Genomic DNA, 14,872 nt, shown 5'->3' with positions numbered 1-14,872 from the left:
GTGCCAGGACAATTGTGCCCACCTTTCCTCCCCTGGTACGACCGCTGAGCGGGTCGACTGGTTGCCTGCCGGTGTCCGGCAAGGGCTTCTGCCTGCGGCTGGGCCGGAATCGACGGCGATCGCCGACTCCGGCCCGGGGTCCGCCACCTGAGGGAGCGGGAGATCATCGGTGGATCCTGGTTGACGCCAGGTCAGTCTGCAGCAGGGAGAACGGCTCAGCGGCCGAGCCGGCTGCGCACCATCCCGATCATCGCGTTGAGCTCCTCGATCCGCATCCTCCTGGCGATCACCACGAAGACGGCCAGCTGCAGCCCGCCGGCCACGAGCAGTGTGATGACGCTGCCCGACCAGCCTTCCACCTGCCCGTTGACCAGCAACGCGGCTCCGATCCCGACCGCCGCGGCGGGCACCGAGGCGATGGCGAGCCGGACGTACGTCTTGGCGATCCGCTTGGTGTCCAGCCCGCCGATCTTCGCCTTGAGCTTGGGAACCGCCACGGCCACGCCCACCGCGTAGGAAGCGCCGTAGCCGAGCGCCATACCGGTCACCGCCCACTGGGCGGGAAGGACCAGGTAGCAGATCACCGCGGTGCCCGCCTGGCAGACCGCGACCCACACGGTGTTGGAGAACGGGGTGCGGGTGTCCTCGTACGCGTAGAAGCCGCGCAGCAGGACGTACTGGACGGAGTACGGGATCAGGCCGAGCGCGAAGGCGGAGAGCATGAAGCCGACCGCGGTCGTCCCGTGCGCCACCGCGCCGCCGTTGCCGAGTCCGTAGATCGCGCTGCCGATCACCGGGCCGAGGGCCAGGAAGAGGAACGCGGAGGGCACGATCGCGACGGCCGAGGTGCGCAGCCCGTACGAGAGATCGTCGCGGACGGCTCCGGCGTCGGCGTCGGCGGCGGAGCGGGAGAGCCGGGGGAGGACGGCGCTCATCACCGAGACGGTGATCACGGCCATCGGCAGCTGCCAGATCAGCAGGGCGTTGGAGTAGGCGGCGAGGCCGACGCCCAGGTGCCCGGTGGACTCTGCGGCCGCGCCGGCGGCGGTGGCGAGCTGGGTGACGACCAGGTAGCCGGCCTGGTTGGCGAGGACGAAGAGGAAGGTCCACTTGGCGAGCCGGGCGGCCTTGCCGAGGCCGTGGCCGCGCCAGTCGAAGCGGGGCTTGAAGTGGAAGCCGGAGGCCCGCAGGTACGGGATCATCGCCAGCGCCTGGACGGAGAGGCCGAGCAGGGTGCCGATGCCGAGCAGCCGGATGCCCTCGGGCGAGACGGTCTCCGGGGTGACCTCGCTGTGCTCGAAGGTGCCGAAGACCCAGATGTACATCCCGAAGGTGAAGATCACCACGATGTTGTTGAGGACCGGGGTCCACATCATGGCGCCGAAACGGCCGCGCGCGTTGAGAATCTGACCCATCACCACATGGACGCCCATGAAGAAGATGGTCGGCAGGCAGTACCGGGCCAGTGCCACCGTGGTGTCGGCGCTCTCCGGGTTCCGCATCAGCGAGTGCGAGATCAGCTGGACCAGCAGCGGGGCGGCGACCACCGCCACCGCGGCGACCCCGGCCAGGCCCGTCATCACCAGGGTCAGCAGGCGGTTGGCGTAGGCCGTGCCACCGTCCTCGTCGTGCTTCATGCTGCGGACCAGCTGGGGCACGAAGACGGCGTTCAGCGCGCCGCCGCCGATCAGGATGTACAGCAGGGTGGGCAGGGTGTTGGCGGCGTTGTACGAGTCGCCCATGGTGCCGACGCCGATGGCGGCGGCGATCACCATCGTGCGGAGGAAGCCGGTGCCCCGGGAGACCAGGGTGCCCGCGGCCATGATCGCGCTGGAGTTGAGCAGGCCGGCGACCTTGCCGGCGCCACCCCCGCCGTTGGTGCCCGGCTCGGCGGGCGCGGGCTCGTCCGGCACGGAGACCGCCGGGGGCACCTGCACGGCCGCCACCTGAAGGTTGGCCTCCTCCTCGGAGAGCGGCGGGTCGAACTCGATGGGCGGGACGAAGGGCGGCTTCTCGGACGGCTCGTCCGGCTTCCGGGTGCTGAGCAGGGCATCCACGCCGACGTACTCGGTGGTCTCGGTGTTCCACGGCGAGCCCTCGCGCACCCGCTCGGTGCCGGGGGCCTCGGGGGCGTCGGAGCCGGTACCCATGCCGGCCCAGCGGGGTGCTGGGGCGGTCAGGCTGGGCTCCGGGTGCTCGCTCGGCTGCTCCTCCGGGTGGCCGTTCGGCTGAGGGGGTACGGCGGGTCCCGCCGCCCGCAGGCCGTACGGGTCCTGGTCGGCAGAGCTGCCGTAGGGGTCGGCGGCGTACGGGTCCTGCGCGTAGGTGTCCGCCACGTACCAGTCGGCGGGTGCGGGGTCCGCGGGTTGCGGACCGCCCGTGGGGGCGGCTCCGGCGGCGCGGTCGTCCGCCTGGCTACGGCCCTGGCCCCTGCCCTGTGCTCGCTCCTCGCGCGGCCCGCTCATGCCACCTCTTCGATGCTCGGGATCGGCTGCCCTGGCGGGGCGTCCTCAGTGACCCACCTTCTCATCACCGGCGACCCGATCCTCGGCATCTGCGGCGCTCTCCGGGTCCGAGTCGGCCTCCGTTCCGGGGGCGTCGACCGGGCCGGGCACGGCGTCCGCGGTAGTGTCCGAGCCGGCGTCCCCGGCGGTGTGAGAGCCGGAGTCGACGTCGGTCTCCGAGCCCGCGCGCGAGCGCGCGTCCGAGCCGGATTCAGTGTCGGCGTCCGCCTCCGGGTCCGAGTCGTCCGGGTCGACGGACCGCTTCTTGCGCTGCAGGTAGAAGCGCGCCGCGGCGAGCAGGATCAGCACCACACCGCCGCCGATCACGTACAGCACGCCCTGGGTCACCGAGGTGACCTCGACGGTGAACGACACGGCCTTGCCGTACGGCTGGGGGTCCGGCCCGGTGGTCCAGAGCTGCGCGGTCATCTGCACCGGGCCGTTGCTCTGCGCCTTGGCCGGGAAGCGCAGGGTGCGGCTGGTGGTCGCGTCGAGCACCACCGTCTCCGGCAGACCGACCACGTCGAGGCGGTTCAGCTGGCCCGAGGTGAGCCTCAGCTGCAGGTTGCCGACGGCCTGGTTCAGGTCGTTCTTGACGCTCACCAGCAGGGTGCCGTTGTCACCTGGGAGAGTGATGACGCTCTTGGCCGGGACCTTGACCGCGGAGATCAGGTTGTCCAGGTACTCCTGCACCCCGGCCCGGTACGCGTTGCCCGCGCTCGCTTTGTCGCGCCACCCGGTGGACATCGACCGCACCATCGCCGCGCTGAACGGGCCGCGTACCCGCTGCGGCTGGGTGAGGATCCGCATCAGCTGGTCCAGCCGGGTCTGCATGCCCATCACATCGCCGAGCGCCGAGCCGGACACCTCCGAGCCGCGCAGCTCGTTCGGGTAGTCGGCCGGGCCGGGCACCGAGGAGTTCGCGTCGGGGTCGGGCGCGGCGGTGGCGACGGCGTCGAGCTTGACCTGGTTGATCCAGGCGCCCTTCTGGGCGGCGCCGAGAGCGGCGGCCAGCGCGGTGGCGGTTCCGACGGTGAGCCCGCGCGGCGGCATGACGAGCAGGTTGCGCTGGTCCTGGGGCCGCTGCTCGGTGATCATCTTGGTCTCGGCGAGGAAGCGCTGGGTCGCCGCCGTCTGCGCCTGCTGGGTGCTCAGGTCGCCCTGGAAGGGCTCGGAGACGGTGTGGTCCGCGACCACGGCGGTCTGGCCGTTGCCGATCGAGCGGGCCGAGTTGGGGGTGTAGGGCAGCGAACCCGGCTCCGGCATGCTCGTGCCGTCGACCAGCACCAGGGTGTCCCCCGCGGTCCGCGCGGTGGCCGCGATCTGCTGGTCCAGGGCGCCCTGGTACGGCCACGCGACATCGGGCCGGACATCCACCGAGAGCCGGCCCTCGGCGGTCACCTGGCCGGCCGTGCCGGCCTTGCGCAGAGTGGTGTCCATACCGTTCAGGTCGGCGCCGTTGTGGGCGATCGAAGCGATGTCCGGGTCGGCGTACGGCAGCGAGACGACCTCGGAGCCGGAGGCGGCCACCGCCTGGCGGAGCTTGGCGAGCCAGGCCGTCGCGACGTCCTTGCCGGTGCCCGCGACGGTGTTCTCCTCCTTCGCCGACTCGCCGGCCGTCCCCGGCTTCTGCACCCGGTACGGCTTGGTCATCGCGTACACGGTGTCCAGCAGGTCCGGGTCGACCACCCAGGTCAGCCCCGGCAGCGTGCTGCCGATCGTGACCAGCTTGTAGAGCCGCCCCTCGGGCGCCAGCTCGGCGGCCAGGCCGTCGTCGCGCAGCACCGGCATCTGGTCGTTGTCGGGCATGGTCTGGGCGACCAGCTCGGGCGTGTGGGTGAGCGGCCAGAGGGTGGCGACCTGGGTCGCCCTGGAGGTCGGCTCGGCGTTGTAGGGCAGGAAGGTACGGGCGATGCCGAGGGCGTGCATGCGCTCGTTGTCGGCGGTGCCGCCCCAGACGTCCACGGCGAGCTCGTACACGCCGGCCTTGCTGATCGTGAGGTCCGCCGGTGTGACCTGGAGGGTGAACGGGCGGCTCTGGCCGGCGCCGATGTCACCGAGGGCGGCCTGCGGGCTCTGCAGGTCGGACCCGTCCTGGGTGGAAGGGTTGTTGCGGGACGCGACCAGGGCGATGTCGCTCCTGGTGCGCAGCGACTTGCCGCCGAGCGGGACCCGTACCGCGGCGTGAGCGGATTTGAGCTCGCCGCCGCCGGCGTTGACCACCCGGCCCGTGATCGTGATGGGATCGTTCTGTCCGGCCACCGTCGGGGTGACGGTGTCGATCGCCACCGACGCCGGGTAGTCGGCCGAGGCCTCGGCGAAACCGGTACGGCCGGGGGCGGCGGCGAGGGCGGGCGGGGCGGCCGAGAGCAGCACGGCGCTGCCCGCCGCCAGCGCGGCGAGCCGCTTGACCACACGCCCGGTGCGTCCGGTTCGTCCGAACGCTGTCAGCCCCGAGTGCCGTGCCGGCTCGCTCACGCGCTTTGCCCTCGCCGTTCTCGATCGTTGGTCGATCAGCTCATGAATAGGTACAGCATGAACAGCCGTACGGCCCGGCCATCGGCCGGCGCCGAACCGGGGCACCGACGCCGAACCGAGGCACCGATGCCGAACCGGGGCAGCGCACCGGACCGGAGCGGCCCGCCCCGCCGAGCTAGAAGTGCTCCCCGGCATGGTAACGAGGCTGTCAGGTTTGCAGTGTTGCGGGCCGGAAGCTGTGCGCAGCAAAACGGACGGGCGCCGGGGGAGGCCGGGCACGTACCCTTGTGAGCCGTGTCCACTGCCAATGAGCCCATCGCCAATCATTCCAGCACTGCCACCCCCGCCACAGTCCCAGGGTTGAGCGAGGCGCAGGCCCTGGGCCTCCAGGAGCTGCTCCGCGTCTCCCCGGTCGCCGACGAGATCGCCCGCCGCTTCCAGGCGGCCGGCCACCGGCTGGCCCTGGTCGGCGGCTCGGTGCGCGACGCGCTGCTGGGCCGGCTCGGCAACGACCTCGACTTCACCACCGACGCCCGCCCCGAGCAGGTGCTCAAGCTGGTCCGCGGCTGGGCCGACGCGGTCTGGGACGTCGGTATCGCCTTCGGCACGGTGGGCGCCCGCAAGGACACGTCCGACGGCAGCTTCCTGATCGAGATCACCACGTACCGCTCCGAGGCGTACGACCGCACCTCGCGCAAGCCCGAGGTGACGTACGGCGACACCATCGAGCAGGACCTGGTCCGCCGTGACTTCACCGTCAACGCGATGGCCGTCGACCTGCCCGGACGCGGCTTCGTCGACCCGCACCACGGCCTGGACGATCTCGAGGCGCGCGTGCTGCGGACGCCGGCGACCCCGGAGGAGTCCTTCTCCGACGACCCGCTGCGGATGATGCGGGCCGCGCGCTTCGCCGCTCAGCTGGACTTCACCCCGGTCCCCGAGGTGGTCGTGGCGATGACCGCGATGGCCGAGCGGATCACCATCGTCTCCGCCGAGCGGGTGCAGGCCGAGCTGAACAAGCTGCTGCTCGCGGACCACCCGGTGAAGGGACTGCGGCTGCTGGTCGACACCGGCCTCGCCGACCACGTCCTGCCGGAGCTGCCCGCGCTGCGGCTGGAGAGCGACGAGCACCACCGCCACAAGGACGTCTACGAGCACTCGCTCACCGTCCTCGAGCAGGCCATCGCCCTGGAGCAGGACGGCCCGGACCTGACCCTGCGGCTGGCCGCGCTGCTGCACGACATCGGCAAGCCGCGCACCCGGCGCTTCGAGCTGGACGGCCGGGTGTCCTTCCACCACCACGAGGTCGTCGGCGCCAAGATGACCCGCAAGCGGATGCGGGAACTCAAGTACTCCAAGGAGCTCATCGACGAGGTCTCCCGCCTGGTCGAGCTGCACCTGCGCTTCCACGGGTACGGCAGCGGCGAGTGGACGGACTCCGCGGTCCGCCGGTACATCACCGATGCCGGGCCGCTGCTGGAGCGTCTGCACAAGCTGACCCGCTCCGACTGCACCACCCGCAACCGCAAGAAGGCGGCCGCCCTGTCCCGCACCTACGACTCGCTGGAGAAGCGGATCGAGGAGCTCAGGGAGCAGGAGGAGCTGGACGCCATCCGCCCGGCGCTGGACGGCAACCAGATCATGGAGCTGCTCGGCCTGAAGCCGGGCCCGCAGGTCGGCAAGGCGTACAAGCACCTGCTGGAGTTGCGTCTGGAGCACGGGCCGATGGAGCACGAGGCGGCGGTCGCGGTGCTCAAGGAGTGGTGGGCGGGGCAGCAGTGACGGCTGGGGCGTGAGTCGCTTTAGCACTTCCGCTCGATCGTGTATTGCCGGGCAGTAGGTGTGACTGGCTGATCAACGGTGGCGTTGCTCCATCCGAGGGAGGGGACGGTCTCCTCTCTCGGAAGGAGCGAGTGATCATGTCTGTGGAAGCCGTGTTGCTGGAGTCCCCGACCATGCGGGCCCGGGTGGCCGAGCGGGTCGAGGTGCTGGACCGGGTGAGGGCGCTCATGCTGCTCCCGGACGGGGTGCACGTGACCACCGAGAGCGTGGCGGCGTACTTCGACGTGAGCGAGAAGGCCGTCTACTCGCTGGTCGTCGACCACCGGGCCGAGCTGACCTCGAACGGCTACCGGGTGGCCACGGGCAGCCGACTGGCCTCCTTGAAGGAGGTCTGTGGGATCCAGTCCCGTGCCCGGTCCATCGCGCTCTTCACCCGGCGCACCGTGCTGAACGTCGCGATGCTCCTCCGGGACAGCGACATCGCACGTCAGGTGCGGTGCCACCTGCTGGACGCGGAGCAGGCCGGGCGGAGCGCCCCGGTGGTCCAGCCTGTGGAAAACCTCGTCCAGCCGCTCGAGGGGACGATCGACGCGGCCGTGGCGCGGATCGCCGAGAACGTGGTGCGGGGCGTCGTCGCCACGGCGGTGATCCCGGTACTCAACTCCCTCGTCGCGGAGGTCGGCAGCAACAGCCGCAAGCTGGACGCGATGGCCGACCGCGTCGACCGGCTGGAGCGCATCGTGCTGGACGACGACGAGAAGGCCGTCGCCCGCCGTCGGCTCCGGTTGCTGCGCGCCCTGGACGAAGGCGCCGAGGAGGGCCTGGAGGAGCTCCCGGTCTGACCGGGAGCCAGGGCGCCGCCCCCGGTGGCTCAGGACTTCTTGGCCGCCGGGGAGCCGCCCTTGACCGGGCCGAGGCACAGGACGTACTTGGTCTTGTGGTAGCGGCGGCCGGTGCTGCTCCAGTACGTCGAGGTGGTGCCGGGCGTCTGCTTGCAGCGGTTGGTGTCGTTGGTGTCGTTGATCTTCGCCAGCACGACGTAGTCGGCCTTGGGATCGCTGCAGGCGATCTTGTCCACGCTGTTGCTGCCCTTGGCGTCGACGCAGTCCCCGATCTTGGCCTTGGCGGGGTTGCTGCCGGACATGAGGAAGCCGACCAGCAGCATCACGAGGCCGAGCCCCACGCCGACCATCCGGGCGATCGCACGGAAGCCCGGCTTGGGCTTGGCGGGTGCGGCCGGAGGCGCGGGCGGCGGCGGGTACTGGGGCTGGCCGTACGGCGGTTGCTGCTGCTGTTGCCCGTAGGGCTGCTGCCCGTACGCCGGGGGCTGTCCGTAGGCCGGAGGCTGGGCGTAGCCGGGCTGGGGCGCGGGCGGCTGCCCGTACGCGGGAGGCTGGCCGTACGCCGGCGGCGGGGGAGGAGGAGCCGGGTATCCGTACGCCGGAGGCTGGCCGTAGGGCTGCTGGGGCGGCTGAGGCTGGTTCGGCGGATATCCGTACTGGGGTTGGCCGTACGGATTCGGCGGTGTGCTCATCAGTCCCCCCGGGCAGCTGTGGTCGCGATCCGTACCCTATCGAGTCAACGGTCCGTCAGGACCGGCCAGGGTGGGTTCCGGTGCCCGGCGGGCGGCGCGGGCGTAGAGCACGGCGGTGAGCGCGTACACCAGCGAGACGCCCACCACGACCGGCACCGAGCGGCCGTTCAGCGGCAGGACCAGCGCGGTCACCGCCGCCGCCGCGACGAAGGCGAGGTTGAACAGGACGTCGTAGATGGCGAAGACCCGGCCGCGGAAGTCGTCCTCGACCGACTCCTGGACGAGCGTGTCCGCGCAGATCTTGGTGCCCTGGGTGACCACCCCGAGCAGCAGCGCCGCGGCCATGCTCGGCCCGACCGTGAAGAGCAGTCCCAGGGCCGGTACGAAGACGGCTGCCGAGGCCGAACACACCGTCAGCCAGCCCGAGAGCCCGAGCCGGCGGGTGCACCAGGGGCTGATGACGGCGGCCAGGAAGAACCCCACCGCCGAGACGGCGACCGCCTTGCCGAGAGTGGCCAGCCCGGCCGCACTGTCGGCGGGGTCGTTGAAGGTGTACCGCGACAGCATCAGCACCACCACGACCAGCACGCCGTAGCAGAACCGGGTCACCGTGACGGCGGCCAGTGCGAGCACCGCAGGGCGGCAGTCCCGCACCAGGTGCCGGACCCCGTCGGTCAGTTCGCGCGCCGCTTCGCCGAGGGCCCGGTGCAGAGCGGGGCGCTCGGGGTGGTGGTCGGGCCCCAGCAGGCCGGGCGCCATCCGCTGGGCTGCCAGTGCGGCGCTGAGGTAGAGCACGGCGGCCACGCTCACCAGGGCGGCATCCGCCTGGTTGCCCGGCGGCAGCACCTGGTGGACCAGGAAGCCGAGGCCACCACCGCAGGCGGCGGCGACCGTGCCGAGGGTGGGGGAGATGGCGTTGGCCGTGACCAGCTGCTCCTGGCCGACAACGCGGGGGAGCGCCGCAGACAGACCGGCCAGGATGAAGCGGTTGAGCGCCGTTACCAGCAGGGCGGCACCGAAGAAGAGCCAGACGGGGGCGTTGACGAGCAACAGCCCCCCGGTGACCAGACCGAGCCCGCAGCGGGCCAGGTTGCCCAGGTAGAGGACCTGGCGGCGCCGCCAGCGGTCCAGCAGCACCCCGGCGAACGGCCCGATCACCGAGAACGGCAGCAGCAGGACCGCGAGCACCGAGGCGATGTCGGCGGGGCTGGCCTGGCGCTCCGGCGAGAAGATCACGTAGGAGGCCAGCGAGACCTGGAAGACGCCGTCGGAGAGCTGGGAGAGCATCCGGGCGGTCAGCAGGCGGCGGAAGTCGCGCCCGCGGAGCAACCCGCCCAGGGTGGCACGCGGCGGTACTCGGGTGCTGCCGTGCGCGGTACTGCCGTTCTCCGTGAGAGCCACCCGCTCAGGGTGCCATGTCGACGGCCGATGTTTCACGTGAAACATCGGCCGGAAAAAGCCCCGAGGGGCCCCGGTACGGAACCGGGACCCCTCGGAGGCCTGAGGAGCTTGTCGAGCGGTCAGCTCAACGCTTGTCGAGCTATCAGCTCAACGCTCAGCGCTCGACCTCGCCGCGGATGAACTTCTCCACGTTCTCGCGGGCCTCGTCGTCGAAGTACTGCACCGGCGGGGACTTCATGAAGTACGAGGACGCCGACAGGATCGGGCCGCCGATGCCGCGGTCCTTGGCGATCTTCGCGGCGCGCACGGCGTCGATGATGACACCGGCCGAGTTCGGGGAGTCCCAGACCTCGAGCTTGTACTCGAGGTTCAGCGGGACGTTGCCGAACGCGCGGCCCTCGAGGCGGACGTACGCCCACTTGCGGTCGTCGAGCCACGCGACGTAGTCGGACGGGCCGATGTGGACGTTCTTCGAGCCCAGCTCGCGGTCGCGGACCTGGGAGGTGACGGCCTGGGTCTTCGAGATCTTCTTCGACTCGAGGCGGTCGCGCTCGAGCATGTTCTTGAAGTCCATGTTGCCGCCGACGTTCAGCTGCATGGTGCGCTCGAGCAGGACACCGCGGTCCTCGAAGAGCTTCGCCATCACGCGGTGCGTGATGGTGGCGCCCACCTGGGACTTGATGTCGTCACCGACGATCGGCACGCCGGCCTCGGTGAACTTGTCCGCCCACTCCTTGGTGCCGGCGATGAACACCGGGAGGGCGTTCACGAAGGCGACCTTGGCGTCGATGGCGCACTGCGCGTAGAACTTCGCAGCGTCCTCGGAGCCGACGGGCAGGTAGCAGACGAGCACGTCGACCTGGCGGTCCTTGAGGACCTGCACGACGTCGACCGGCTCCTCGGCGGACTGCTCGATGGTCTCGAGGTAGTACTTGCCGAGGCCGTCGAGCGTGTGGCCGCGCTGCACGGTGACGCCGGTCGGCGGCACGTCGCAGATCTTGATGGTGTTGTTCTCGCTGGCGCCGATGGCGTCAGCCAGGTCGAAGCCGACCTTCTTGGCATCGACATCGAACGCCGCAACGAACTCGACGTCCTTGACGTGGTACTCGCCGAACTGCACGTGCATCAGGCCGGGGACCTTACCGGCCGGGTCGGCGTCCTTGTAGAACTCGACACCCTGCACCAGCGACGCGGCGCAGTTGCCGACGCCCACGATGGCTACGCGAACCGAACCCATTCCGGTTGCTCCCTGTGATCTCATGAGGCCCGCCTCACCGGCGGTTCTCGCTCAACTTCTGTTCTGACTTGTAGACGGGCGCGATGCGCCCACTCCTGCCGCGCGCACAGGGCGAACGCGGAGTCAGCGCTCCTGTCCGGAGCGCCCCGGGCGGTCGTGCGGTGGCCTCGGCGGGTCCGAGGACCCGGCCTCCTGGCCACGGCCGTCCGAAGTCTTGGATTCACCGGTGGGCGCGCCGTTGCGCCCCGTCCGGTTGGCTCGCTCGGTCTCGATCAGCTCGTTCAGCCAGCGGACCTCGCGCTCCACCGACTCGAGACCGTGCCGCTGGAGCTCGAGCGTGTAGTCGTCGAACCTCTCGCGGGTACGGGCGATCGAGCTGCGCATCCGCTCCAGCCGCTCCTCGAGCCGGCTGCGCCGCCCCTCGAGGACGCGCATCCGCACGGCTCGGTCGGTCTGACCGAAGAAGGCGAAGTGCACGCCGAAGTGCTCGTCCTCCCAGGCGTCCGGGCCCGAGTCGGCGAGCAGCTCCTCGAAGCGCTGCTTGCCCTCGGCGGACAGCCGGTAGACGATTTTCGACCGCTTGCCGTTGAGCGCGGTGGCCGGGACGTACTCGACGTCCGGGTTGTCCTCGACCAGGAAACCCTGGGCCACCAGGCTCTTCAGACAGGGGTAGAGCGTCCCGTACGAGAAGGCGCGGAACGAGCCGAGCAGGACGTTGAGCCGCTTGCGCAGCTCGTAGCCGTGCATCGGGGCGTCATGGAGCAGGCCGAGGACGGCGAACTCCAGCACTCCTGAGCGCCTGCTCATGCCGTCCCGCCTCCTTCCCCGACGACTCCCACCGGGGGTTCCCCGGTGCTATGCCGTTCCGATGTATCGGCTCGATATATCGAGAACAGTAAACCTGGGTCACGGAACGGGCAAGGGGGACGCGGGTGAATGTGATCACAGGATTCCGACGACCCCTCAGTCGACAGCGCGTCAAGCGCCACTCGGGTCCACTTGGCAACGGGCATGTAATGATCTGGAGCCATTTTGCGGCTCTTGGCAGGTGATGCCCGATTAGTACTCATTTACGGGTGCGTACGCTGTCGCGTGTGCACGAGGACCACCTCCGGGGTTAAGGCGGTTGCGGGCATCGGAAGTGAACCCTGCCTTCAGGCCCTAGACGGTCTGACCGAGGAGTTGCTGGAAGATGAGCGAACACCGGCGAAGGTCGCCCAACCCGGGCGGCGGTGAGCAGCCTCCGGGCCGTCGGGCCGACGGGGGACGCCCGTACGCCTACGGGACCCCGCCCGAGGGTGCGCCCTCGTACGACCGTCCCGGAGGCGCCAGGCCCGGTGCCGGCGGGCGGGAGACGGCCCGGCAGCCCCGGCTGACCAGGGCCGAGATGCGCAAGCAGGCCCAGAAGGGCGGCAAGCGCGGTGCGGCCGAGCCGGCGACCGGGCGCGGCGGCAAGCCGGGCATGAAGCGGTTCATCGACTACCCCAGGTACGGCAAGTCCGGGGTGCGTCGCTGGCTGCCGTCCTGGAAGCAGCTGCTGACGGTCTTCCTCATCTTCTTCGGTGGCGGGGTGGCCGCCGTCGGCGTCGCGTACGCACTGACGCCGGTCCCCGACGTCAAGGACCTGGTGCACGACCAGAACAACATCTACTACTGGGCCGACGGCCAGGAGATGACCAGGCAGGGCACCACCAACCGCCAGGTCGTCAAGCTCGGGGACATAAGCAAACCGGCCCAGAACGCCGTGGTCGCAGCCGAGAACGAGAGCTTCTGGAACGACACGGGCATCGACCCCAAGGGCATCGCCCGGGCCGTCTACAACATGGCCACCGGCGGCGAGACCCAGGGCGGCTCGACCATCACCCAGCAGTACGTGAAGAACGCCTACCTCAGCCAGGACCAGACGCTGAGCCGTAAGGCCAAGGAGTTCTTCATCACCCTGAAGATCAACCAGAGCAAGGGCAAGGAGGACATCCTCGAGGGCTACCTGAACACCAGCTGGTTCGGCCGCGGTGCCACCGGCATCCAGGCCGCGGCGCAGGCGTACTACGGCGTGGACGCCAGCAAGATCGACGCCTGCCAGGGTGCGATGCTGGCCGGTCTGCTCAAGGGCGCCGGCCTGTACGACCCCACCCTCAGCCCCGCCAACCACGCCCGGGCGGAGGACCGCTGGAAGTGGATCCTCGACCGGATGGTGATCACCAAGACGCTCACCCCCGAGGACCGGGCCAAGTGCGGCAAGTTCCCCGAGCCGACCCCGCAGAAGGCTCCGGCGAGCATGAACGGTGAGATCAGCTACCTGGTCGAGATGGCCAACAACTTCGTGCAGACCAAGGACAAGACGATCACGGATCTCGTGCTCGGCAAGGGCGGCTTCCAGATCTACACCACGTTCCAGCGGGACAAGGTGGACGCCCTGAAGAAGGCCGTCGACGACTTCCAGGCCGCCACCTTGCATCCGGACAAGCACGAACAGGACAAGTTCGTCCAGGTCGGCGCGGCCTCGGTGCTCCCGAACGACGGAGCGATCGTCGCCATCTACGGCGGCCCCGGCGTGGAGAACAAGCACTACACCAACAACGCGGACGCCGGCGGTATCCCGGTCGGCTCGACCTTCAAGCCCTTCGTGCTGGCCACCGCGATGCAGAACGGCGTGCTCAGCCAGACCGGTGACGACGGCAAGCCGAAGCGGATCAACGCGGAGAGCCGCTACCTCGCCGACAACATGGCCCCGATCTACAAGGCTGACGGCTCCCCGGCGATCGGCGACGACGGCAAGCCCTACCACCAGAGGAACAGCGGCGGGGGTACGAAGGGCTTCGTCACGCTCAAGACGGCCATGCAGTACTCGTACAACGTGCCGTTCGTCCAGCTGGGCCAGGACGTGGGCGGCAAGAACGTCGAGAAGATGGTGAAGGCGCTGGGCCTGAAGGCGGGCCTCGTCGACTCCTCGACCCTCACGTACCCGCTCGGCACCTCCACTCCGAGTGCGATCCGGATGGCCTCCGCGTACTCGGTGTTCGCCGCGCGCGGTCAGCAGACCGACCCCTACTCGGTGGTCAAGGTCCTCAAGGACGGCGTCGAGAAGCCCGGCTTCGCCAAGCCGCAGTCCAAGGCGGTGCTGGACCAGGCGGTGGCGGACAACATCACCGACGTTCTGGAGAACGTGGCCAAGAACGGTACCGGTAAGGCCGCCACCAGCTCCCTGGGCTTCCCGGTGGCGGGCAAGACCGGCACCACCGACGCCGGCACCTCGGCCTGGTGGGTCGGCTACACCACGAAGCTGGTGACCTCGGTCGGTATGTGGCGTGAGGAGCCGGGCAAGCCCGGCCTGCTCTCGCTGGACGGCACCGCCGGCAAGGACGAGGTCCACGGTGGTGACTTCCCGGCCGACATCTTCGCCCGCTACATGAGGACGGTGATGAACGGTCAGAAGGGCGAGCCCTTCCCGGACCCGGAGCCGTTCGGCGACCAGGTCGACTCCTCGGGTGCCCCGTCCACGGCGTCCCCGTCGGCCTCGGCCTCCGAAAGCGCGTCCACCGCCCCGACGACCACGGCGCCGTCGGCCACGACCAGCGCCAGCAAGTCGGCCGACCCGACCACCTCGCCGACCGCGACCCCGTCCTGCTTCCTGGGCTTCTGCCCCACGAACACCAAGAAGCCCACGGGCAAGCCGGACCAGTCACCGACCGACACCTCGACACCGTCGGCCGGCGCAGCGGCGAACAACACCGGCGCGGGCTAGGCCAGGTCTGACAATTCCCGCCGGGCGCACGGCGAATTGTCAGACCGGGCCTGGGCCCGGTCCCGATCGACGACCACCCGGTGGCGGCTCTCCTCGGAGGGCCGCCACCGGCGTCTGTGCCGGCCCCGGCCGGGCCGCCGGTGTGTTTTCCGGGGTCTCCTCGTCCGCCCAGGAATGGTGCGGCATCATGT

The 14,872-nt window shown here is 70.2% G+C and carries 9 protein-coding genes; 3 read left to right on the top strand and 6 right to left on the bottom strand.

Translation table 11 applies throughout. The features are described 5' to 3' along the window. Nucleotides 1-215 precede the first annotated feature (215 nt). Nucleotides 216-2,465, bottom strand: a complete 2,250-nt coding sequence (gene murJ / locus FB465_RS18005; RefSeq protein WP_145791936.1) for a murein biosynthesis integral membrane protein MurJ — start codon at nt 2,463-2,465, stop codon at nt 216-218. Nucleotides 2,466-2,510: 45 nt separating this feature from the next. Beyond that, the gene (locus FB465_RS35860) at nt 2,511-4,982 is read right to left on the bottom strand and encodes a DUF6049 family protein (protein ID WP_170290626.1); all 2,472 of its coding nucleotides are present in this window, start codon (nt 4,980-4,982) and stop codon (nt 2,511-2,513) included. 360 nt (nt 4,983-5,342) lie between these two features. Between FB465_RS35860 and FB465_RS17995 the strand changes: the two genes are divergently transcribed. Both FB465_RS17995 and FB465_RS17990 read left to right on the top strand, forming a co-directional pair. Continuing rightward, nucleotides 5,343-6,764, top strand: coding sequence for a CCA tRNA nucleotidyltransferase (locus tag FB465_RS17995; protein ID WP_145791933.1), 1,422 nt, complete (start codon nt 5,343-5,345; stop codon nt 6,762-6,764). A 137-nt stretch (nt 6,765-6,901) separates the two neighbouring features. Beyond that, nucleotides 6,902-7,606, top strand: a complete 705-nt coding sequence (locus FB465_RS17990; protein ID WP_145791931.1) for a restriction endonuclease — start codon at nt 6,902-6,904, stop codon at nt 7,604-7,606. 29 nt (nt 7,607-7,635) lie between these two features. Here the strand turns inward: FB465_RS17990 and FB465_RS17985 are convergent, their stop codons facing one another. The 4 genes from FB465_RS17985 to FB465_RS17970 all read right to left on the bottom strand — a co-directional run bounded on the left by FB465_RS17985 (nt 7,636) and on the right by FB465_RS17970 (nt 11,743). Continuing rightward, a complete protein-coding gene (locus tag FB465_RS17985) occupies nt 7,636-8,298 on the bottom strand; it encodes an LppU/SCO3897 family protein (RefSeq protein WP_145791929.1) in 663 nt (220 codons plus the stop codon). A 36-nt stretch (nt 8,299-8,334) separates the two neighbouring features. Next, the gene (locus tag FB465_RS17980) at nt 8,335-9,636 is read right to left on the bottom strand and encodes an MFS transporter (protein WP_246193239.1); all 1,302 of its coding nucleotides are present in this window, start codon (nt 9,634-9,636) and stop codon (nt 8,335-8,337) included. A 217-nt stretch (nt 9,637-9,853) separates the two neighbouring features. Beyond that, nucleotides 9,854-10,936, bottom strand: a complete 1,083-nt coding sequence (locus FB465_RS17975) for an inositol-3-phosphate synthase (RefSeq protein WP_035847227.1) — start codon at nt 10,934-10,936, stop codon at nt 9,854-9,856. Nucleotides 10,937-11,059: 123 nt separating this feature from the next. Then, complete coding sequence (locus FB465_RS17970) at nt 11,060-11,743, bottom strand: PadR family transcriptional regulator (protein WP_145791925.1); 684 nt, start codon at nt 11,741-11,743, stop codon at nt 11,060-11,062. A gap of 385 nt (nt 11,744-12,128) precedes the next feature. Here FB465_RS17970 and FB465_RS17965 point away from each other — a divergent pair, with 385 nt between their 5' ends. Next, nucleotides 12,129-14,681 carry a transglycosylase domain-containing protein gene (locus tag FB465_RS17965; protein ID WP_145791923.1) on the top strand — a complete coding sequence of 851 codons (2,553 nt, stop codon included), beginning with the start codon at nt 12,129-12,131 and terminating at the stop codon, nt 14,679-14,681. Nucleotides 14,682-14,872: the final 191 nt, after the last annotated feature.

Source organism: Kitasatospora atroaurantiaca (assembly GCF_007828955.1).
Lineage (GTDB): Bacteria > Actinomycetota > Actinomycetes > Streptomycetales > Streptomycetaceae > Kitasatospora > Kitasatospora atroaurantiaca.
This window is presented reverse-complemented; position numbering and strand designations above follow the sequence as displayed.